General features: G+C 45.7%; 26 protein-coding genes. 9 read left to right on the top strand and 17 right to left on the bottom strand.

Features of this window, described 5'->3' with window-relative positions; all coding sequences use genetic code 11:
• Positions 1-32: 32 nt before the first annotated feature.
• Both PKF022_RS06890 and PKF022_RS06895 read left to right on the top strand, forming a co-directional pair.
• The gene (locus tag PKF022_RS06890; RefSeq protein ID WP_281776345.1) at positions 33-383 is read left to right on the top strand and encodes an HNH endonuclease signature motif containing protein; all 351 of its coding nucleotides are present in this window, start codon (positions 33-35) and stop codon (positions 381-383) included.
• A 125-nt stretch (positions 384-508) separates the two neighbouring features.
• A complete protein-coding gene (locus PKF022_RS06895) occupies positions 509-727 on the top strand; it encodes a hypothetical protein (protein WP_216230652.1) in 219 nt (72 codons plus the stop codon).
• Between the two features lie 9 nt (positions 728-736).
• Here the strand turns inward: PKF022_RS06895 and PKF022_RS06900 are convergent, their stop codons facing one another.
• Together PKF022_RS06900 and PKF022_RS06905 are read right to left on the bottom strand one after the other, a co-directional pair.
• Positions 737-1,111, bottom strand: a complete 375-nt coding sequence (locus tag PKF022_RS06900) for a hypothetical protein (RefSeq protein ID WP_281776346.1) — start codon at positions 1,109-1,111, stop codon at positions 737-739.
• Positions 1,111-1,338: a hypothetical protein gene (locus tag PKF022_RS06905; RefSeq protein WP_281776347.1), complete on the bottom strand. Its 228-nt coding sequence runs from the start codon at positions 1,336-1,338 to the stop codon at positions 1,111-1,113. Before PKF022_RS06905 ends, PKF022_RS06900 begins: the two co-directional genes overlap by 1 nt.
• A gap of 180 nt (positions 1,339-1,518) precedes the next feature.
• Between PKF022_RS06905 and PKF022_RS06910 the strand changes: the two genes are divergently transcribed.
• Positions 1,519-2,160 (top strand): hypothetical protein, encoded by a 642-nt coding sequence (locus tag PKF022_RS06910; protein WP_281776348.1) that lies wholly within the window; start codon positions 1,519-1,521, stop codon positions 2,158-2,160.
• Positions 2,161-2,193: 33 nt separating this feature from the next.
• Positions 2,194-2,859 carry an alpha/beta hydrolase gene (locus tag PKF022_RS06915; RefSeq protein ID WP_281776349.1) on the top strand — a complete coding sequence of 222 codons (666 nt, stop codon included), beginning with the start codon at positions 2,194-2,196 and terminating at the stop codon, positions 2,857-2,859.
• Here the strand turns inward: PKF022_RS06915 and PKF022_RS06920 are convergent.
• The 3 genes from PKF022_RS06920 to pmbA all read right to left on the bottom strand — a co-directional run bounded on the left by PKF022_RS06920 (position 2,852) and on the right by pmbA (position 6,214).
• Complete coding sequence (locus tag PKF022_RS06920) at positions 2,852-3,637, bottom strand: sulfite exporter TauE/SafE family protein (RefSeq protein ID WP_281776350.1); 786 nt, start codon at positions 3,635-3,637, stop codon at positions 2,852-2,854. The two genes, PKF022_RS06915 and PKF022_RS06920, sit on opposite strands and share 8 nt — an antisense overlap.
• A gap of 78 nt (positions 3,638-3,715) precedes the next feature.
• Positions 3,716-4,798: a TRAP transporter substrate-binding protein DctP gene (gene dctP, locus PKF022_RS06925; protein ID WP_281776351.1), complete on the bottom strand. Its 1,083-nt coding sequence runs from the start codon at positions 4,796-4,798 to the stop codon at positions 3,716-3,718.
• Positions 4,799-4,867: 69 nt separating this feature from the next.
• Complete coding sequence (pmbA, locus tag PKF022_RS06930) at positions 4,868-6,214, bottom strand: metalloprotease PmbA (RefSeq protein ID WP_281776352.1); 1,347 nt, start codon at positions 6,212-6,214, stop codon at positions 4,868-4,870.
• A 26-nt stretch (positions 6,215-6,240) separates the two neighbouring features.
• On the opposite strand from pmbA, the gene mog reads away from it, so the two are divergent.
• Positions 6,241-6,864, top strand: a complete 624-nt coding sequence (gene mog / locus PKF022_RS06935; RefSeq protein ID WP_281776353.1) for a molybdopterin adenylyltransferase — start codon at positions 6,241-6,243, stop codon at positions 6,862-6,864.
• Positions 6,865-6,943: 79 nt separating this feature from the next.
• Here mog and orn read toward each other — a convergent pair whose 3' ends face one another.
• Positions 6,944-7,540, bottom strand: coding sequence for an oligoribonuclease (orn, locus tag PKF022_RS06940; protein ID WP_281776354.1), 597 nt, complete (start codon positions 7,538-7,540; stop codon positions 6,944-6,946).
• A 15-nt stretch (positions 7,541-7,555) separates the two neighbouring features.
• Between orn and PKF022_RS06945 the strand changes: the two genes are divergently transcribed.
• Positions 7,556-8,809 (top strand): M48 family metallopeptidase, encoded by a 1,254-nt coding sequence (locus tag PKF022_RS06945; protein ID WP_281776355.1) that lies wholly within the window; start codon positions 7,556-7,558, stop codon positions 8,807-8,809.
• Between the two features lie 2 nt (positions 8,810-8,811).
• A complete protein-coding gene (rsgA, locus tag PKF022_RS06950) occupies positions 8,812-9,825 on the top strand; it encodes a ribosome small subunit-dependent GTPase A (RefSeq protein WP_281776356.1) in 1,014 nt (337 codons plus the stop codon).
• Here the strand turns inward: rsgA and PKF022_RS06955 are convergent.
• From PKF022_RS06955 to rpsP, 6 genes are all read right to left on the bottom strand, one after another.
• Positions 9,770-10,729: a CobD/CbiB family protein gene (locus PKF022_RS06955; protein ID WP_281776357.1), complete on the bottom strand. Its 960-nt coding sequence runs from the start codon at positions 10,727-10,729 to the stop codon at positions 9,770-9,772. The two genes, rsgA and PKF022_RS06955, sit on opposite strands and share 56 nt — an antisense overlap.
• A complete protein-coding gene (locus PKF022_RS06960) occupies positions 10,726-11,463 on the bottom strand; it encodes a CoA pyrophosphatase (protein ID WP_281776358.1) in 738 nt (245 codons plus the stop codon). The genes PKF022_RS06955 and PKF022_RS06960 overlap by 4 nt, the downstream gene beginning before the upstream one ends.
• Before the next feature lie 62 nt (positions 11,464-11,525).
• Positions 11,526-11,921 (bottom strand): 50S ribosomal protein L19, encoded by a 396-nt coding sequence (gene rplS, locus PKF022_RS06965; RefSeq protein WP_068324277.1) that lies wholly within the window; start codon positions 11,919-11,921, stop codon positions 11,526-11,528.
• Between the two features lie 133 nt (positions 11,922-12,054).
• Positions 12,055-12,801, bottom strand: a complete 747-nt coding sequence (gene trmD, locus PKF022_RS06970) for a tRNA (guanosine(37)-N1)-methyltransferase TrmD (RefSeq protein ID WP_281776359.1) — start codon at positions 12,799-12,801, stop codon at positions 12,055-12,057.
• 25 nt (positions 12,802-12,826) lie between these two features.
• Positions 12,827-13,393 carry a ribosome maturation factor RimM gene (rimM, locus tag PKF022_RS06975; RefSeq protein WP_281776360.1) on the bottom strand — a complete coding sequence of 189 codons (567 nt, stop codon included), beginning with the start codon at positions 13,391-13,393 and terminating at the stop codon, positions 12,827-12,829.
• Between the two features lie 92 nt (positions 13,394-13,485).
• Positions 13,486-13,731 carry a 30S ribosomal protein S16 gene (gene rpsP, locus PKF022_RS06980; protein WP_011902362.1) on the bottom strand — a complete coding sequence of 82 codons (246 nt, stop codon included), beginning with the start codon at positions 13,729-13,731 and terminating at the stop codon, positions 13,486-13,488.
• A 224-nt stretch (positions 13,732-13,955) separates the two neighbouring features.
• Between rpsP and PKF022_RS06985 the strand changes: the two genes are divergently transcribed.
• A complete protein-coding gene (locus PKF022_RS06985; RefSeq protein ID WP_281776361.1) occupies positions 13,956-14,480 on the top strand; it encodes an META domain-containing protein in 525 nt (174 codons plus the stop codon).
• A gap of 26 nt (positions 14,481-14,506) precedes the next feature.
• On the top strand, positions 14,507-14,953 hold the full coding sequence (locus tag PKF022_RS06990; RefSeq protein WP_216230668.1) for a hypothetical protein: 447 nt from the start codon (positions 14,507-14,509) through the stop codon (positions 14,951-14,953).
• Positions 14,954-15,021: 68 nt separating this feature from the next.
• Here PKF022_RS06990 and PKF022_RS06995 read toward each other — a convergent pair whose 3' ends face one another.
• From PKF022_RS06995 to PKF022_RS07015, 5 genes are all read right to left on the bottom strand, one after another.
• Positions 15,022-16,809, bottom strand: a complete 1,788-nt coding sequence (locus PKF022_RS06995) for an acyl-CoA dehydrogenase (RefSeq protein WP_281776362.1) — start codon at positions 16,807-16,809, stop codon at positions 15,022-15,024.
• Between the two features lie 62 nt (positions 16,810-16,871).
• Positions 16,872-17,807, bottom strand: a complete 936-nt coding sequence (locus PKF022_RS07000) for an electron transfer flavoprotein subunit alpha/FixB family protein (protein ID WP_281776363.1) — start codon at positions 17,805-17,807, stop codon at positions 16,872-16,874.
• Positions 17,808-18,563, bottom strand: coding sequence for an electron transfer flavoprotein subunit beta/FixA family protein (locus PKF022_RS07005; protein WP_281776364.1), 756 nt, complete (start codon positions 18,561-18,563; stop codon positions 17,808-17,810).
• 56 nt (positions 18,564-18,619) lie between these two features.
• The gene (locus PKF022_RS07010; protein ID WP_281776365.1) at positions 18,620-20,272 is read right to left on the bottom strand and encodes an acyl-CoA synthetase; all 1,653 of its coding nucleotides are present in this window, start codon (positions 20,270-20,272) and stop codon (positions 18,620-18,622) included.
• Positions 20,273-20,314: 42 nt separating this feature from the next.
• Complete coding sequence (locus PKF022_RS07015; protein WP_281776366.1) at positions 20,315-21,235, bottom strand: histone deacetylase family protein; 921 nt, start codon at positions 21,233-21,235, stop codon at positions 20,315-20,317.
• Positions 21,236-21,244: the final 9 nt, after the last annotated feature.

Here is a 21,244-nt window from a genome sequence, read left to right on the forward strand (position 1 = left end):
ACTTTGCACTACAACGCATCCAAAGCCCTCATATGATTGGAAAAATTCGTCAAAAATTAATTGCCTTGGATCGGCCTGTTGTACAAAAGTCCCCGGAAATTATTTGCCCCATCTGTGACCGCCCAATCCCTGCATCCCAGAGGGACGCACATCATCTCGTCCCCAAATCAAAGGGCGGCAAAATAACTGAATATCTACACCGCATTTGCCACAAGCAAATACATGCTTTATTTACCGAAACTGAATTAGCCCAGCAGTACCATCACGCCCAGATCCTAAGAGAGCACTCGGAGATGAAGAAATTTATTCAATGGGTGGCAAGCAAGCCCAATGACTTTTATGAAAAGACGCGTAAAAGTGCCCGCCTAAAATCAGGCAAATAGATATTGCACCGCTTCAGTGCAAGTTTTTACACAAGGGCATCAAGAGCGATCCTCTTTTGGTGCATGTAATTTTGAAACTGTGCAAACTCAAATATCGTTCTTATTTTTAAAACTTAAGATAAAGCATGCGCATCAAAATTACAAAGAGTCTGGTGTTGCCAGCCCAAATACTCGAGACTGAAAGCATTCCTGAAGCACTGTTTCCGGAAGGTGACTACCTTGCCAACCTCACGCCAGAGGGAAAAATTGAAGTAATTAACACCAGAAAAATTAAAGCCCTTTTCTCTTTCTCCCAATTTAGGGAGAAGGTATCGCTTGGGGAATTTATTGTGATGGAGGCCTAAGCCAAGAAATCAATGGGTTAAATCCAAACTTTCTACCACTGACGTCAAAGCAGCAACCGAAGTGAAAGCTTTTGCACTGGCTCCACTTAAATCCAAATCCTCCCAATTAAATTCGAGGGAGAAATGAGCAGACTCCACAATTAACTCATAACTGGTTGAGGGTTTATTGCCACCCTCCTTATGCTCATCGCTAACTGGTACCATCAAAGACTCAATGGCGGCAATTAAAGTGCTGACCTCATTGCCTGTTAACTCTCTTGTACGCAGCACATCGTCTGTTCTCTTGATGGAAATCTTAGAAACCTCATCAATCGTCACTTCATATTGATTCAGACCAAGCTCCATCCATACGGTTAATTCAAGGGCAATAGGATATGTCTTCATTAATCCACCTCATCAATATGCGGTTCATCAAAATATTTTTGGGTTGGCTTGAGGCTTGCCTCTAGCTGAGCCCATCTACCTTGGTTTATTCGATAGGCACAATCTTTAGCATGATTCTCGAGTAAGCCAAAAATAGTAGTTGTAGGGATTTTGCAATGAAGGCATCGATAAGCATGCTGGTGCTCTTCAATTTTTTCTTGTGGGTAATCGATATAAAACGGTCGCATAACAAACCCTTCTATCAAGATCAAGCTATGGAATGATCTTACACCTGCATTCTGTGGTTTGTGTACACAATTAAAGATCTGATGCTAAGCCCTCCCTCGTCACCTAGTGAAAGTGCCGATAGGCTTAATCTCTACTTTGGTTAGACTAGGTCTTTACCTATCTTAGCAACTTGAGACAATATGATTTGGTTAGGCCTTGCAGTAGCTATTTTTCTGGGTGCATTCATTGTCAGCCCACCCCATATATTCAAAAACTCGCCCCTAACCTGGCTGGCACCTACAGTCATTCTGTTTTTAGCAATCGCCTGGAACATCTCACCAAGTCTTCCAGGCCAACCTGCTGGAAAATTTTATGGCTTGATCTTTCACTTTTACGGAGCCTCATTATTAACAGCAATGTTTGGGCCAGCCATTGCCCTTTCCATATTATTTCCAGTGGCATTTCTAGGGGTCTATGTAGTTCAAGGAAACTATGAGGTAGCATCTCAGCACTACTTAATGGTCTGCGTATTACCCACTTTCTTTGCCTATCTATCCATCCAGATTATTCAACGCTTCATACCAAAGCATTTATTTGTTCTCATTCTAGGAAACGGCTATGTGGCTGCGTTTATGAGCGTCATTCTGTCTGGCACTTTCTTACTGGTCGCCAAAATGTTAATGGGAGAAGCGGGTCAACTAGATATTGAAGGTTGGTTACTTGGTCTAATTATTATTGCGTTTATGGAAGGTTCTTTGTCTGGCATGCTTTTAGCAATCATGCTTATTTTCAGGCCACACTGGGTTTCCACCTACAATGAAGAAGCTTATATGAGTCGATAGTTGTCGATTTAAATTTATCGAGAGAAGATCAATATGCTCCCATGCATTGAAATAGAAACCAGCCCAAACCCAACAGCAGCGGTAATCTGGCTCCATGGTCTTGGTGCCGATGGCAATGATTTCGTTCCCATCATTCCTGAATTAAAACTCACCGGATGCCCAGGGATTCGCTTTGTATTTCCTAGTGCACCCAGTATGCCCGTCACCGTCAATGGTGGCTATGTGATGCCAGCTTGGTACGACATCATCGGCAGAAATCTCATGGATCAAGAAGATGCAGCGGGTATTCAAAAATCAGCAGCATCCATTGTTGAGCTCATTGAAAAAGAAGCGAGCCGAGGTATTGCATACGACAAAATTGTGATTGCGGGCTTTTCACAAGGCTGTGCGCTGGCTTTACATATTGGTTTACGTTTTCCACATAAGTTGGCAGGCATCATCGCTTTGTCAGGTTACTTACCTCTTGCAATGAGTGCCAATATAGAAAAACATTCAGCCAATTCCAGCACCCCTATTTTTATGGCACACGGGACTTATGACCCAGTGGTGACCCTAGATCGAGCACAAGCGTCTCATGCTCTGCTTGAAAAGATGGGATATCAAGTCGACTGGAACGAATATCCAATGGAGCACTCCGTCAATCCTGAAGAACTTATGGATATCTCGCGCTTTTTACAGCAAGTTCTAAAAACTACATAAGCCCATCAGCAATCAACTTAATACTAGCAATCAGCAAAAAGAATCTCACAGTTCGGTAATACCATTTCATGGAGATTTTTTTTGCTAAATAAAAGCCAAAGTAGACACCAATAGGCACGCAAGGCAATAAGATGATGGAAGTTGCTAGCTGCTGGTAGTTCAGCAGATCCAAATATGCATATGGCCCCAACTTCCCAAAATTAATAATGGTGAAAAAGATTCCCAAGGTTGATGTGTACGCCATTGGCAATAGCCTCTCTCTCAACATGTAGACCGTAATTGGCGGCCCACCGATATGCGCAACAAAAGAAGTAAAGCCAGAGATCAACCCCATTGCGCGCCCAAGCCAGGGATAAGACTTGGTCTCTTGCATATCCATGCGCGACATAGCTAGGTTCTGAATTAAAAAGAGTAAGGTAAAAATACCGATTGAGAGCGTCAGCACCTGCGGAGTAATAGCAGTAAAGAAAACCATTCCCAATAAAAGTCCCACAATCGCTGGTGGAGAAATAATTTTCAAAATCCGCCAATTAGCATTGCGAATAAATCTGCGCATACCAACTAAATCGATTGCAATCAGCAGTGGTAGCAAAATAGCCAGTGCTTCATTAATACTGGATTGACTTGCCATCAAGGGTAGCGACAGAATACCAAGCCCAGCTCCAAAGCCACTCTTTGATACCCCAACAATAATCACGCTCATGACTGCAAACACAAAAAATGTGAATGCATGTGCATGAAACGATTGAATTATCGAAGGTAGGATCACATCAAACATGGCTTGATACCAACAAACGTAGGCGCCTTAAAAAGAAACAGGGCTCACTAGGAGCCCCATCGCAGCAAGATACTCTTTTCAAAGTTTCTTATTAAAACTGTATTGTGAAAATGCTTGTTCAGCCACATTAAACCATTGAGCTTCCATGTTTCTGAAGGCGCGATAGTCTTCAAAAATCTTTTTGAATTGTGGATTCTTTGCGGACTCTTCCGCATAGGTTTCTTGACTCGCTTTAAAGCAGGCTTCCAAGATCGTAGTATTGAACTTACGGAGTACCGCCCCATTCTGTAGTAGACGTTGTAATGCTGGTGGATTGAGCGCATCATACTTTGCGCACATATCAGTGTGCGCCTCAAAACAGGCTGCTTCCCATGCCGCTTGATAAGACGGTGGCAATGAATCCCACTGCTTCTTATTCACCAGGAAAGATAATCCGGCAGCACCCTCCCAAAAAGCAGGGTAATAATAATTTTTAGCCACTTTGGCTAGACCCAACTTCTCATCGTCGTATGGACCAACAAACTCTGCAGCATCAATGGTTCCTTTTTCTAGAGCAGAATAAATCTCACCAGCAGGTAGCTGCTGTGGAACAACCCCCAGTTTTGCGAGTACTTGCCCGGCAAAGCCTGCGATACGGAATTTCAGACCCTTTAAGTCTTCTGTGGATTTAATTTCTTTACGAAACCATCCGCCCATTTGTGTACCGGTTTGACCGCCGAGGAAATTGACAATGTTGTAGCTAGCATAGAGTTCACGCATTAACTTCATCCCATTGCCATGCAGCATCCAAGCCGTCTGCTGTCTAGCTGTCATGCCAAAAGGAGCCGCTGTATCAAAGATAAACGCACTATTCTTACCAAGATAGTAATAACTCGCTGTATGTCCGCACTCAACTGTGCCGTTTTGTACCGCATCTAACACTTGAAGTGCGGGTACTACTTCGCCAGCTGCAAATACTTTGACATTAAATTTGCCATCTGTTGCTTTACGCAAAGCATTCGCGAACACTTCAGGAGTGCCGAACAAAGTATCTAATGATTTAGGAAAACTCGATACTAGGCGCCAATTCAAGGTTGGCAGGCTTTGCGCGATCGATGGCGCTGCAAGCGCTGCTGCACCAGCACCAATTGTGGCTTTCTTTAAAAATGAACGTCTTTGCATCTTCGTCTCCCTCTTAAAAAATCATCAGTCTGTATTAATGTATCAAGCTTCTGCGTATGCTTACTCAGCTTACTTTCCACCAACCGTCATAGATCCCAGCAATATCGACCCTGTTTCCTTGGTGCCACGAATCAGTGTATCGCTACCGATAAGTTGAATATCCATCAGCATATCGCGCAAATTACCGGCAATCGTCACTTCCTCAACAGGATATTGAATCTCGCCATTTTCTACCCAATAACCAAATGCGCCGCGCGAATAATCACCCGTCACATAATTGACGCCCTGACCCATTAGCTCAGTGACTAGCAAGCCAGTGCCCATCTCTTTTAACAAAGCAGGCAAACCACCCTTTGGTGTTTTTTTACTCTGCAAAGTCAGATGATGAGAGCCACCGGCATTGCCGGTAGTTTTCATACCTAATTTGCGGGCCGAATAGGTTGACAAGAAATAACCTTCCAGCATCCCTTTGTCTACTACAGTACGAGCGGATGTTTTGACACCCTCTTCATCAAATGGAGCGCTACCCGTCATGGACATTAAGTGCGGGTCTTCAAATAAGCTGACATGCTTTGGAAGGACTTGTTTACCAAGGCTATCAAGCAAAAAGCTGGAGCGACGATATAAAGCGCCGCCCGAAACTGCTTGCACCAAGCCCCCCAATAATCCTGCAGCTAATGGGGCTTCGAAGATTACCGGACAACGTCGAGTAGTCAATGATCTTGCCTTGAGGCGTGATAGGGCTCGCTGCGCTGCATATTTACCAATCGCAGCTGGATCAGCTAACTCCTCAGGAATGCGTGAACTGGAATACCAATCATCCCGCTGCATATGCGCTTTCTTGCCGCCCTCGCTTGCTATGGGCGCACAAGAAATGTAGTGGCGTGAGAATGGATAACCACCCATAAAACCGTGAGACGTACCCATCATAAAATGCGCATGATGGGCAGATACAGATGCGCCGTCACTATTTTGTATTTGCTTACTGACAGCAAATGCCGCACCTTCTGCAGAACGCGCGATCTCAACAGCTGCAGCTGCATCAATATTCCATGGATGAAACAAATCTAAATCTAATGGATTTTTTTCTAGGAGCTCAGCTTCTGCAGGACCAGCGCAGACATCTTCTGCCGTGTGTTGAGCAATGTGGAATGCAGCATCCACTGTTGCCTTTAATGATTCTTTAGAAAAGTCACTTGTACTGGCATTGCCACGATGGTGGCCCAAAAACAATGTCACGCCCACTTGCTTATCTAGACTTTGCTCAATGGTCTCAACCTCGCCCTTGCGAACGGTTACAGAGAGGCCCTGGCCTTCTGACACCTCAGCAACGGCATCTGAGGCACCCCTTCTTTTGGCCTCTTTAAGCATGAAATCGATGATTTCTTGAAACTGATTGGATGTGTATGTAAACATACCCTAATAATAGCTAGAATAGAAACATGAAGCATACCGAAGCCCTAAAACGAAATAGCCCAAATGAGGTCAAAATTGGCCTCATTTCCATCTCGGATCGCGCCAGTAAAGGCATTTATCAAGACGAAGGTATCCCAGCACTACAAGCCTGGCTGATGAAAGCCATCAGCAATCCCTGCGCTTTTCATGAACGCTTGATTGCCGATGAATCTGAAGTCATTACGGAAACCATCGTTGAGCTGGTGGATGAGCTCGGTTGCGATCTAGTGCTAACAACAGGCGGCACAGGCCCCTCAAGAAGAGATGTCACCCCTGAGGCTACCCGCGACGCTGGAACCCGCGAAATGCCCGGTTTTGGTGAGCAGATGCGTCAAATTAGCTTGAACTTTGTACCCACCGCAATTTTGTCCAGACAAACTGCCGTTCTCAGAGAAATTGATAGTCACGCAGCTTTGGTAATTAACCTGCCCGGCCAACCTAAAGCGATTGCTGAAACCCTAGAAGGCCTTAAAGATGAGAACGGCAAGTCGATTGTTCCTGGTATCTTTGCTGCCGTGCCTTACTGCATTGACCTCATCGGTGGGCCTTATATTGAAACTGATGAAGCGGTGATTAAGGTCTTCAGACCTAAGAGTGCCATTAAAAAGTAAGAAGAAAAAATATCTGGTAGTTAGCAAATAAACAAAAGGTCCGCAGTGCGGACCTTTTTTATTCCTGCCTTAGATTTTCTTATTGAGGCAGCGGTACGATAAATTTCTCACGGTAGTACTTGAGCTCTTCTATCGACTCCTCGATATCAGCCAAGGCTGTATGCGCTTGCTTCTTAGTAAAACCTTTGACTAACTCGGGATGCCAACGCTTACATAACTCTTTCAAAGTAGAAACATCGATATTCCGATAATGAAAGTAAGCCTCTAACTTTGGCATGTACTTAGCCATAAAACGTCTGTCTTGACCAATCGTATTGCCACACATTGGCGCAATACCCGCTTTAATATATTTCTTCAGAAATGCAATGCATTGCGCTTCGACAGTAGCCTCATCCAAGGTAGATGCTTTTACCTTGTCGATTAAACCGGAGCGGCCATGGGTACCCTTATTCCAAGCGTCCATCGCATCCAAAACCGCATCCTCTTGATGTACCACCCAGACGGGTGCCGTGGCGATGGTATTGAGGTGGGCATCCGTAACAATAATGGCAATCTCTAAAATTCGCTCAGTTTCAGGGTTTAGACCCGACATCTCCATATCCACCCAAATGAGGTGCTCATTGGCTGGCGCCACTTTGGCTCCGGGTGTTGCTGCTATGTTAGTTTGCTCGCTCATATCTATAATGATCTCATGACATTCACAATTATTTTTCTAATCGCCTTTATTGCTAGTTTTGGCTTGCGCCACTGGCTGTCCCAACGTCAAATTCGCTACGTAGCAAAGCATCGAAATACCGTGCCCGCTGAATTCGCTGAAAAAGTGACATTAGCCGAACATCAAAAAGCGGCTGACTACACCATTGCTAAATTACGTCTAGGCATTATAGAAAATGGGGTCAGCGCAATCATTTTAATTGGCTTCACCCTCCTGGGCGGTTTGCAAATTCTGAACATGGCATTACTGCAACTTTTGGGTGAGGGCATCCCCCAACAAATGGCTCTGCTTGTTTCTATTGTGCTCATTTCTGGAGTGCTCGATATTCCATTTTCTTGGTACAAGCAATTCCATCTAGAAGAGCGCTTTGGCTTTAATCGGATGACCAAAAAACTGTTCTTCTCAGATATGTTTAAAGGGATCTCAGTAGGGAGTGCGATTGGCGTGCCACTACTCTGGGTCATTTTGTCCTTGATGGAAAAAGCAGGAGATTTATGGTGGTTGTGGGCATGGGCTGTATTAACTGTATTTAGCCTGCTGATGCAGTGGGTCTTCCCTACTTTTATTGCACCAATGTTTAATAAATTCCAAGCCCTCGATGAAGGTCCATTAAAGACGCAGATTGAATCGCTCCTGAAGCGCTGCGACTTCGCAAGCCAAGGTCTATTTGTTATGGATGGCAGTAAGCGCAGTGCTCATGGCAATGCATTTTTTGCTGGCATGGGCAAGGCTAAACGCATTGTATTTTTTGACACCCTCATTGAGAAACTCAACCCAGGCGAAGTAGAGGCAGTACTCGCTCACGAGCTTGGTCATTACAAATGCAACCATATTCGTAAGCGACTCTTGGTTTCCTTTGCGCTGAGCTTTGCTATGTTTGCCCTCTTAGGCTGGATTAGCACGAAAGTCTGGTTCTATACAGACTTAGGTGTTATGCCTAACCTGAATGGCTATAACGGCGGCCTTGCATTAGCGCTCTTTATGTTGGTCTCACCCGTATTTAGCTTTTTCTTCACACCACTCTCTAGCCTAGCATCGCGCAAACACGAGTACGAAGCTGATGGCTTTGCTGCTGAAAAATCTTCTGCAAAAGATTTAGTGACCGCACTAGTGAAGCTATATCAAGATAACGCATCAACCCTTACGCCAGATCCGATTTACACCGCTTTCTACAGCTCGCATCCGCCTGCGCCATTACGCATTGCCAACTTGCAACGGTTTAGCTCATAACGATGGAACAGTTTCACGCGCTACTGATCGCCTCCTACGGAAGGCATTATTTAGCGCAGCGTTTGATTGCAGACGCCCATGGTAATGAGTCGCCTGATGGTCCACTCATTCAGGTTAGTACGCCAGCCAAGCAACATATCGGCGCAGTAGGTGATCGCATGTTACTAGAAATGACTTCGGCAGATCAAGCGCGCATTATTCAAATTGAGCCTCGAGAAAATCTTCTCTATCGCTCAGATGCTTTTAAGAGCAAACTCATTGCTTCAAACGTGGATCAAATCTTGGTAGTGCTTGCAACTCAACCTGCTTTCTCACCAGATTTGTTGGGTAGAGCAGTTGTCGCTGCAGAAGCCAATCAAATTGGCTTACATATCCTACTTAATAAATGCGATCTCAAAGATAACTTGGAGCATGCTCGCAAAATTATCGCGCCCTATGCGCGCATGGGCTACCAAGTAAGTGAGGTATCTGCCAAATTTGATCCAACCTCAATTAATGCATTACGCACAACCTTACAAGGAAAGGTTTCTGTTTTTGTTGGGCAATCCGGCATGGGTAAATCCAGCCTACTCAATGCCTGGATACCCAACGCCGCAGCGTTGACCCAAGAATATTCAGTGCGCTTGGATACCGGTAAACATACCACCACCGCCTGTCGTTACTTTGAGCTGCCAGAAGCCTGGGGTAGAGATGAGACTGGTAAGTTGGGTGCCCTGATAGATTCGCCAGGCTTTCAGGAGTTTGGTTTAGCACATATGTCTGTGAGCGAATTACAGCACGCTTTTAGAGAATTTAAAGACTTACTGGGAAAGTGCCGCTTTCATAATTGCGCGCATTTATCAGAGCCTGAATGTGCGGTGCGAGATGCAGTAGACAGAAACGAAATAGCGCCAGAAAGACTAGCGCTATTTAGACAACTACACTCCGACTCAAAAACAGCGGATGTTCAAATTCAGGGAATTAGCCAAGCCAAAGAGCGATGGTCAGCATTAGCAACAAAGCCATCCAAGCGATAACGAGGCGCCATACTAATCCCACTGCAGAGCGCATGGTGCGCTCAGTAGGCTCAAGACCTACTTCATAAACTACAGGCTCACCTGCCTCAGCCATGCGCAATGCTTCATCACTATTAGGCTCGCTCATTGGCTCACCTAAGCGAACACCTAGAGCTCCACTACCTGCAGCCAAGATCACTGCCGATAAAGAATCAGACCATTTTTGTGTCAGGTAACGCCAACCATAAACAGCGCCTTCAAAGTTACCAACAATCGCAAAGCCCATGGCGGTAATGCGTGCAGGAACCCAATCCAAGACGTAGAAGAAATGGCGTGCCGCTTCACTCAAGTTGAAGTCGCCGCGCTCAGACCAACGCTGTGCAGCAATATCTGCCAAGCGATAGAGAACAACACCTGCAGGACCCATTGGCATCATGAACCAGAACAGCACACCAAAGACGTGATGATGTGAGCCGATAATGGCACGCTCAAGCGCCAAAGAAATCACTTCAGTCTCAGTGAGGTTAGAAGTATCTAATTCGGGGCCATACCACTCACCTAAGGCAGCACGCGCTCCTGGCAAGTCATGCGCTTCAATCGCTTCATGCACAGCAGTAAAGGAATGGCTGAACTGACGAAAGCCAAAAAACAAATACGCGATGACGATGTTCCAAAGAAATCCAAGAATGGGGTAAGTCACCATGCAAACGACATACACCATGAAGACTAAGAAGGTTGGCAAGATGAAAGCAACTAAACAAGCCATGCGCGCACCTACAGGGCTTGCGCCTTCTTCAGTCTTGCCACCGAATTCAGCGGCAACCCAATCTAACCAGCGGGCACAAACACGCGCAATCCAATGGCTTGAAGTTACTGGGCGATATTGCTCAGCAATAAGGGCAAAGAGAATAGAAAAGAAAGTCATACTTTTAATAAATGATAAAGGTTACGCAACATTCCCGCAGTAGCACCCCAAATAAAGCGGTTCTCATAAGGCATCGAATAAAAACGTCGTCCACCCTGCTCACTTTGCCACAGTCTAACCTGATGATTAGCAGGATCAAGCAAAAAACTCAGGGGCACTTCAAAGACATCAGCTACTTCAAACTCATCCAAGACATATTCTGCCTGAGCCTGGACCAATCCTACTACTGGGGTCACGCTATAGCCAGATACCGTCAAATACTGAGGCAAGTGCCCAATAATCTCTACTCGATTGGGGTCCAAACCAATTTCTTCCTGACTCTCCCGTAAGGCAGTGTCATTTGGACTCCGATCTTCAGGATCCATCCGACCCCCTGGAAAACTAATCTGCCCCGCGTGATCATGCAAATGATTGGTTCTTTGAGTAAGCAACACTGACAATCCCTCTTCTTTTACTAGGAGAGGGATTAGTACTGCTGCTTGAGTCACTTTTCCGGCGGCCTGTCGCTTGGTAATAATGTCTGCCGCAATCACATGACGGTTTTCATCGGTAATCTCTGGCTGCCACTCTGGTGGAGATTGCAAACGCAGCTTTAAACCGGCTGGCTCAAGGAATTCTTTTGCCACCCTCTTTTCATCAGCACACACTTGATGAATCGGAACCGCTTGCGCATCAAATCCTAGAGGCGCAGCAACATTCATTGCGTAGTCTTCAGGGCTTGGTGTCTTGGGCATATTCATATTCTAAGGCAACAAAAAAGGCGACCGAGGCCGCCTTTTTTACTTCAAGCCGACATTTATTCTGCGGCCGGAGCTGCTGCTGCAGTCTTACGTGCAGGCAACTTCTCTTTAATACGTGCAGACTTACCTGAACGATCGCGCAAGTAGTACAACTTCGCACGACGTACATCACCGCGTCGCTTCACTTCAATACCAGCGATCAATGGTGAGTAAGTTTGGAATGTACGCTCTACACCTTCGCCAGATGAAATCTTGCGAACGATAAAGCTGGAATTGAGTCCGCGATTGCGCTTAGCAATCACGACGCCTTCAAAGGCCTGGGCACGCTTACGTGTACCCTCAACTACGTTTACGCTAACAACTACTGTGTCGCCAGGAGCAAAGCTTGGCAATACTTTGTTAGCACTTAAGCGAGCAATTTCTTCTTGCTCAATTTTTTCAATTAAATTCATTTTTAATCCTTAAACATCGTATTAGCGTTTAATCCCGAAACCAAAGTTAACGGACCTAATAGAGGATGCAGTTAAAACAATTTCACTAAACCAAAAACCAAACCACCTATTCACTACTGCACACTAAAAGTATTTACAGAGAGCGAAGAAATTGTTCATCTTCTCGGGTTAGTAACCCTTTGGCTCTAGCCGATTCAATTAAGTCCGGCCTTAACCTGAACGTCAGCTCTAAAGACTTCTGCCGACGCCAATCTGCTATTTTAGCGTGATGTCCGCCTAAAAGCACGTCCGGAACCGATAAATTTTCATATATTTCAGGCCGGGTGTAGTGCGGGTAGTCTAAAAGACCATTCATAAAGCTATCTTGGGTAGCAGATTCGCCGTCTCCAAGAGCCCCAGGAATAAGCCTAATCACCGCATCCATCATGGCCATAGCGGGTATTTCACCCCCTGAAACCACAAAATCCCCAATAGAAAGCTGTAAATCGACATTTCGGTCTACAAAACGCTGGTCTACAGCTTCATATCGACCACAAATGAAGCTTAAATTTCCGTAATTGAGGATATCTGTCGCTATTTTCTGAGAAAAACGCTCGCCCTGGGGTGCCAATAAGCAAATTGGGCCGCTTTTAATGCCAGCAGCCTCATGGGATGCCTTGATACCAGCAACAGTATCTTCCAGCGGCTTGGCCATCATGACCATTCCAGGGCCGCCGCCATACGCGCGATCATCTACTGTTTTACGAGGGTCAGAACAAAAATCTCTGGGATTCCATAAATGGACGCTTGCCAAAGATTGTTCACATGCGCGCCCAGTAATACCCCACTGCGTTAAAGCAGAGAACATTTCCGGAAATAAGGTCACAACATCAAAGCGCATATCTATCTCGCATTATCTTTGAGCTTTATTGCCAGTCAGATTGCCAGTCAAGCGTAATCGTTTTATTTGGCAGGTCGACGTTTTGCACTACCTCTTTTACAAAAGGCACTAAATATTTAATTGTCTTTGTTTGTGCGTCGCCAATTGCAATCACACCATGCGCACCATTCTCAGTAACATCAATCACTTCACCAAGAATTTCATCTTGCAAATTGATGGCGTTACACCCAATCAGATCCACCCAGTAATACGAATCACTTTCCACTTTAGGAAAAGCATCACGTGCAACTAATATTCGGGCGCCCTTTAATGTAAGCGCTTGATCGCGATCACTAACACCCTCAAGCGCCATCACGACATTACCGCTGTGCATCTTGGCGCTCTTCACTTTGTATTGAGTCAAAGAGGCTTGTTCAGTCGACGCAGAAACACCTGCATCCCTACGCGGGATCAGAGAAAGCCAAACCAATTTTGATGAGAGAAGTGCTACTGGCTCAGAAGAGTGAGGCCTAACCTTCACTTGACCCTGTAAGCCTTGTGCCTCAGATATGGCACCAAGTTCAATCAAATCATTCAGGGAAGGTGCGCTCATTTGTAAGACACCTTGTTTTCCCAAAATAAAACTACTAGAAATCCTGCCACTAAAAACTCCACCAACTAGATGAAGTTTTTAGCAATCGAACATTAAACAGCTGGATTGTTTTTAATCAAACGAACTACTGTTGGAGAGATTTGCGCGCCAACACCAGTCCAGTAAGTTAAACGGTCTTGAGCAATACGCATTGCTTGCTCAGTAGCCGCTGCTTGTGGATTGAAGTAACCAATACGCTCGATAAAGTTCGAGTCACGACGGTTGCGCTTATCAGTAGCAACGATGCTGTAAAAAGGGCGCTTCTTAGAACCGCCGCGTGCCAGTCGAATGACGACCATACTTATTCCTTAAAATCTAAAATGAAAACAGGTTGATTACAACCCAATGAAATTTCTACAAAAAATCTTGGGCTCCAGCTCACCAAATACAGATACGGTAGAGCGGAAAACCTCATATTCTAGACGAAAACCCCTACTTCTTCCACCTATTTAAGCAGTCAAGCCAGTAGAATAGAATGCAGCCAGATGTAAAAAATACATTAAAAACAATAACTTAGATAAATATGCCCTTTAAATATAGCGTTTCAGCCCCTCTCAGAGGCCGTCTAAATAGACTGTTTCTAGCGCTTTCTTGCTTGGGCTTAGGTCTTTTAACTGGCTGCGCCAATGTCATCCCGCCTTGTGGCGCTAAAACCAGCCCACCAAGTAGTGAGCTCAAAAATACCAAATGGGAGCTTACTCGCTGGAACTTGCCTCCTAAAGACAACGGCGAGGTACGTGCCCGCCAAATTCCTCAGGGCGATGCCAGCAACCCCATTCAAATCATTTTCGATGCCAATGGTCAGCGCCTCAGTGGGTCGACGGGCTGCAATCGCTTCACTGCAACACTCGACGAAGATGCCCGTGGTTTCACCCTCAAACAAATCGCCAGCACCAAAATGGCTTGCAGTCCGCAGCGCATGGAATTAGAAAATGATTTTCTTTATCAGCTAAACGACTATCGCAGCATTGTGCGCAATGGCGACCAACTACTCATGATTGGCGCTGATCGCGAAGTATTGAGCTTTACTCAAAAACCAATTAAATAACTTTCAGCATCGCTACAGACATTCATATGAAAAAATCGAAACTCTTATTTTGTGCACTCGGATTAATCCTACCTGGAAGCGGACTCAACTGCTTTTACCTTCAGGGCTTGAAATCCTTTTGGGCATGGGTACAGCTATTTGCATTCATTGGCGGCGCTGCTGGCTGGGTGATTTTAAAAAATGCTCATTTTCATTCTGCTCCGGGATGGGTTCTTGTGACTTTTGGATTTATCGCGATTGAAGCAAGTTGGTTAACGACGATTGCTTTCGGTCTTCGCCTAGATGAAAAGTGGGATGCACAATTTAATCCCGGTATTGAAGAGCATCGGCGCAGTCGCTCTGGCTGGTTGGTAATCTTGACGGTCATCTTCTCCCTTGTATTTGGGGCTGGTGTCATGATGACTTTTTTTGCCGTTGCTTTTGAGCAATTTTTCATCTCACAGATCTATGAAGCAAAAAAGCTATCCCAATAATTGCAGATAGCTTTTCTTTTGCAAGAGCCGCTCTTAGGAGCGGTTTTTTTATTCTCTTTTAACTCTCTTTAGAACTGTTCTACTTCTAATGCATTTGTAGAGTGGCCACTTTCCACAATCGAGGTAGCGAGTGCTTGGGCTTGGGGCATTAGATTTTCTGCAAAGAAGCGCGCAGTTGCAATCTTGGCATCATAAAAGCTGGGATCGCCATCACGCAAACGCTCAGCCGCCAAAAGCGCTCTAGCCATTTGCCAACCACCCAATACCAAGCCCGATAAACGCAAATATGCAAAGCTGCCAGCATAAACAGCCTTGATGTCAGTCTTTGCATTCGCAACAATATAAGCAACAGCCTGCTCAAAAGCTGCGCGGGCTGCAGTCAATTGTTTAAGCACCGCTTTAGCATCAGCAGACCCGCTTGCTGCTAATTCTTTTTCGGTAGCAGCAATGCACTGAGAAAGCTCTTTTGCAACAGCTCCACCATCACGCACTGTTTTTCTGCCAACCAAATCATTTGCCTGTATTGCAGTAGTGCCTTCATAAATCGTCAAGATACGGGCATCACGATAATGCTGGGCGGCCCCGGTCTCTTCAATGAAGCCCATACCACCATGCACTTGAACACCCAGACTGGCAACCTCAATCGACATTTCTGTAGAGAAGCCCTTAACAATTGGCACCAAGAACTCATAAATAGCTTGATTAGATTTACGATCAGCCTCATCAGGCGCTGCGTGTTGTGCATCATATGCAGAGGCGGCATAGTAAGCTAATGCGCGTGACGCCTCTGTGTAAGCACGCATTGTCATAAGCATGCGCTTTACATCAGGCTGATGAATAATGGCAACAGGACCAGGTGAGCCCGTTAGATCACGACTTTGCACTCGGTCTTTCGCATATTGAACTGCCTTTTGATAAGCGCGCTCTGCTACAGCAATGCCTTGCATGCCTACCGCAAAGCGAGCTGCATTCATCATGACAAACATGTATTCCAGGCCACGATTTTCTTCGCCGACTAAGTAGCCAATAGCACCACCATGATCGCCAAACTGCAGAACTGCTGTTGGGCTAGCTTTAATGCCAAGCTTATGTTCAATCGAAACGCAATGCACATCATTGCGCTCACCCAATGAACCATCAGGCTTCACCAAAAATTTAGGCACTACAAATAAAGAAATTCCTTTGACGCCCTCTGGGGCATCAGGTGTTCTTGCCAGCACTAGATGAACAATATTCTTGGCCATATCGTGCTCACCATAGGTGATATAAATTTTGGTCCCAAAAATCTTATAAGTACCATCACCCTCAGGAACGGCGCGAGCACGCACCATCGATAAATCAGAGCCCGCTTGTGGCTCTGTTAAACACATTGAGCCAGTCCACTCACCAGAAATCATATTCGGCACAAAACGCTCTTGAAGTTCTGGGTCAGCGGCTGTCAAAAGCGCTTCAATCGCCCCATCAGTAAGCATTGGGCACAATGCAAATGACAAGCTAGCTGAGTGAACCATCTCAAAGCACGCAGTAGCAATTAGCTTAGGCAGGCCTTGACCGCCAAATTCTGCAGGATGTACAACGCCTTGCCAACCAGCTGCGCCAAACTGTTCAAAGGCCTCTTTGAATCCTTTAGTGGTGGTGACCACACCATCTTTTAAAGAACTTGGATTTTGATCGCCAACCCAGTTCAGGGGGGCGACTACATCTTGATTAAATTTTGCAGACTCTTCCAAAATAGCAGGGGCTAAATCAACGTCCGCACCAGCTTCCATATAAGAAGGATAGGCAACAACCTCCGATAATCCAGCAAGTTCATTCATCACAAACAACATGTCTTTTACTGGGGCTACGTATGGCATTACAACTCCTCTTAATTCAAATTGAATAACTCAAATACCTACTGGGCACTGCTATTCACAACTTATCCCAATGCTTTTGTTAATTCTGGAACTGCCGTATTTAGATCGGCAACCAAGCCATAATCTGCAACACTGAAGATTGGGGCTTCAGGATCTTTATTAATTGCGACGATGACTTTGGAATCTTTCATGCCAGCTAAATGCTGGATGGCACCAGAGATACCCACAGCAATATAGAGCTGTGGTGCAACTATCTTGCCGGTTTGGCCCACTTGGTAGTCATTTGGAACATAACCCGCATCAACGGCTGCGCGAGAGGCGCCCAAGGCTGCACCAAGCTTGTCAGCCAAAGGTGTAATGAGCTCTTGATATTTCTCGCCAGAACCTAAACCACGACCACCAGACACAATGATCTTGGCAGCAGTTAACTCTGGACGATCAGATTTAGTTAACTCACGACCAACAAAAGAAGATTGAGCTTTGCTATCAGCAGCCGCTGCTTTCTCAATGGCAGCTGAACCACCAGTCGCAGCAACTGGATCAAAACCGGTAGTACGTACAGTAATCACTTTAACTGGATCGGTAGATTGCACAGTGGCAATCGCATTACCTGCATAAATTGGACGCTCAAAAGTATCTATTGAAACCACTTTAGTGATGTCGGATAACTGAGCCACATCGAGCTTGGCTGCAACGCGAGGCAATACGTTCTTACCATTTGCAGTTGCAGGAGCAAGGATATGGTTATAGCCATTTGCAATTGAGAGAATTTGTGCCGCCAATGGTTCAGCCAATTGATCAGCTAAATTTGCCGCATCAATTTGAATGACCTTTCGTACACCAGCAATTTGTGATGCCGCAACTACTGCGGCATCAGCACCACTACCAGCAACGAGCACATCTACCTCTGGAGAGCACTGCAAAGCAGCCGCTACAGTATTCAGTGTGGCAGCCTTTAAAGATTGATTGTCGTGTTCAGCAATAACAAGAGCAGCCATTTAGATCACCTTCGCTTCATTTTTAAGTTTTTCTACCAAGGCTGCCACATCGGCAACCATCACACCTGCGCTACGCTTAGGCGGCTCTTCAACTTTGATTGTTTTCAGACGTGGGGCAATATCAACACCCAACTCTTCAGGCTTCACAATATCGATTGTCTTTTTCTTAGCCTTCATAATGTTTGGCAAAGTGACATAACGTGGTTCATTCAAACGTAAGTCAGTAGTAATGACTGCAGGCAAGGTGAGAGCAACCGTCTCTAAACCGCCATCCACTTCGCGTGTCACGGTAGCTTTACCGTCAGCCACAACTACCTTAGATGCGAATGTTGCTTGTGGAATATCCATCAGGCTTGCCAACATCTGACCAGTTTGATTGCTATCGTCATCAATCGCTTGCTTGCCAAGAATGATGATTTGCGCTTGCTCTTTATCTGAGAGTGCCTTGAGAATCTTTGCAACCGCCAAAGGCTGCAAGTCGGCATCAGGAGCTGTTTCAACCAAGATAGCGCGATCAGCGCCAATAGCTAAAGCAGTACGCAATGTTTCTTGGCATTGAGTGGCACCTGCAGTCACCACCACCACTTCAGTTGCTACGCCTGCTTCCTTTAAGCGCACCGCTTCTTCAACAGCAATTTCATCAAAGGGGTTCATGCTCATTTTGACGTTAGCCAAATCTACGCCGGAGTTATCTGACTTCACTCGAATTTTGACGTTGTAATCAACAACGCGCTTTACAGCTACTAAGATTTTCATTTGGAATTCTCAATAAAGATTAATGATCTATTTTATCCGCCCTAGGGCACCCTACCCTAGACATCAATAGCAGTGGCAGATCCAGCCTGCTTGCGTAACTCAAACTTCTGAATCTTGCCAGTAGAGGTCTTGGGTAGTTCGCAGAACACAATCGCCCTAGGAACCTTGAAGCCTGCCAAATGCTGCTTGCAATGGGCAATGATCTCCTCTGGAGTTACCTCTGACCCTGGCTTAATCTCCAGGAAGGCGCAAGGGGTTTCGCCCCACTTTGGATCTGGTTTAGCAACCACGGCAGCTGCATTCACTGCAGGATGGCGATAGAGAACATCTTCCACTTCAACAGAGGAAATATTCTCCCCACCAGAAATAATGATGTCTTTGCTACGGTCTTTCATCTTGACGTAGCCATCAGGATTCATTACAGCTAAGTCACCTGAATGGAACCAGCCACCCTCAAACGCTTCTTGAGTAGCTTTTTCATTCTTCAAGTAACCCTTCATGGCGATGTTACCTTTGAACATAATTTCGCCCATGGTTTCACCATCAGCAGGAACTGGTTTCATCGTTTCTGGATCCAGCACTGCAATTGCTTGCTGCATGTGATAGCGCACACCTTGACGAGCATTCAAACGAGCACGCTCACCGATATCCAAATCATTCCACTCGTCTTGCTTAACGCATACTGAGGCCGGACCATAAACCTCAGTCAAGCCATATACGTGAGTTAAGTCAAAACCTAACTTTTCCATGCCCTCAATAATGGATGCAGGTGGCGCAGCGCCTGCAATCAAGCCTTTGACGCCCGCAGGCACGCCGGCCTTCAATTCATCAGAGGCATTCACCAGCAAGTTATGAACAATTGGGGCGGCGCAATAGTGAGTCACACCATGCTCTTTAATAGCAGCAAAAATATGCTGTGCATCGACACGACGTAAGCATACGTTTACACCTGCGCGAGCAGCAATGGTCCACGGGAAACACCAGCCATTACAGTGGAACATAGGGAGAGTCCATAAGTACACAGGGTGCTTATTGATATCCCAATCCAACACATTTGATACCGCATTAATGGCAGCACCACGATGGTGATAAACCACTCCTTTTGGATTACCAGTAGTGCCAGAGGTGTAGTTCAAGCAAATAGCTTGCCACTCATCTGCCGGGACTTGCCACGCAAAATTGGGATCACCTTCAGAAAGTAAGCTTTCGTAAGTCAACCTGCCCAACTTCTCACCAGGAACATCAAACTCTTTTTCTTCTACATCGATTACCAATAATTCACGCCCTGATTCTTTTTTTGCAATCTCCAAAGCCTTCTTCATTACAGCTGAAAACTCAGGGTCAACGATGACTACTTTTGCTTCGCCGTGGTTGAGCATAAAGGCAATTGATTCGGCATCTAAACGGGTGTTGAGAGCATTTAATACCGCGCCCGCCATCGGAATACCAAAGTGAGCCTCTACCATTGGAGGAGTATTAGGCAACATTACCGCTACCGTATCGCCCAAGCCAATGCCATGCTTTTGCAAAGCGCTTGCTAAGCGACGGCAACGCTCGTACGTTTGCTGCCAAGTCTGGCGCAACTTGCCATGAATAATGGCGGTTTTATTAGGGTAAATCTCTGCTGAGCGCTCTAAAAAGAGGAGCGGAGTAATTGGAGTGTAATTGGCAGGATTGCGATCCAAGCCTTGTTCATAAATATTTACCATCTTCAACTTTCGATTTCGTTTTACTAAATTACAGTTACTGAATTAAATGTCTGCCAATGCCTTAACGTGAGCCACAACACTTCGCCCTAATGCTGAGAGGTTGTAACCTCCCTCTAGGCAGCTCACGATGCGACCCTGCGCATAATCATTCGCAATTTCTTTTAAGCGCTTCGTGATCCAAGCATAGTCATCTTCGACTAAACCCATCTGACCAAGATCATCCTCACGATGAGCATCGAAGCCTGCTGAAATAATCACGAGCTCGGGCTCAAAGTTACGCAAAGCAGGCAACCATCTCTCTTCCACAATCGAGCGAACCACATCGCCACGAGTGGATGCAGGCAAAGGCACATTGACCATATTATCAGCAGGATCCAGGCCGCTGTAGGGATAAAAAGGATGCTGGAAGAAGCTGCACATCAAGACATTAGGGTCATTGAAAAAAGCAGCTTCAGTACCATTACCGTGATGCACATCAAAATCAATAATCGCTACGCGCTCAATGCCATAGGTTTCCATGGCATATCTTGCGGCAATCGCCACGTTATCAAATAAACAAAATCCCATTGAACGGGTTGGCTCGGCATGATGCCCTGGCGGCCTTACCGCACAAAAGACATTCTCAACTTCGCCCTTCATCACAGCATCAACACCAGCAATCGCTGCACCAGCAGCTCTGAGCGCCACTCTATAAGTATGGGGATTCATGATGGTGTCACCATCGAGCATGAAATACCCACTCTCAGGAGCGCGATCTCTCACAAAAGAAACGTGATCAGGGCTATGCACTAACTCAAGCTGTTCTTCGGTTGCTAATGGTGCATCCAAGTGATGCAGGAGGCGATCAACACCACTACGAATTAACTGGTCATTAATCGCTTGAATTCGTTCTGGACACTCTGGATGATGGCTTCCCATCTCATGTTTCAGAAAGTCTGGATGAGTTATGTATCCTGTTGTCATTACTCAAAA

It is taken from the genome of Polynucleobacter sp. KF022 (assembly GCF_027924105.1).
In the GTDB taxonomy this organism is placed as follows: Bacteria; Pseudomonadota; Gammaproteobacteria; order Burkholderiales; family Burkholderiaceae; genus Polynucleobacter.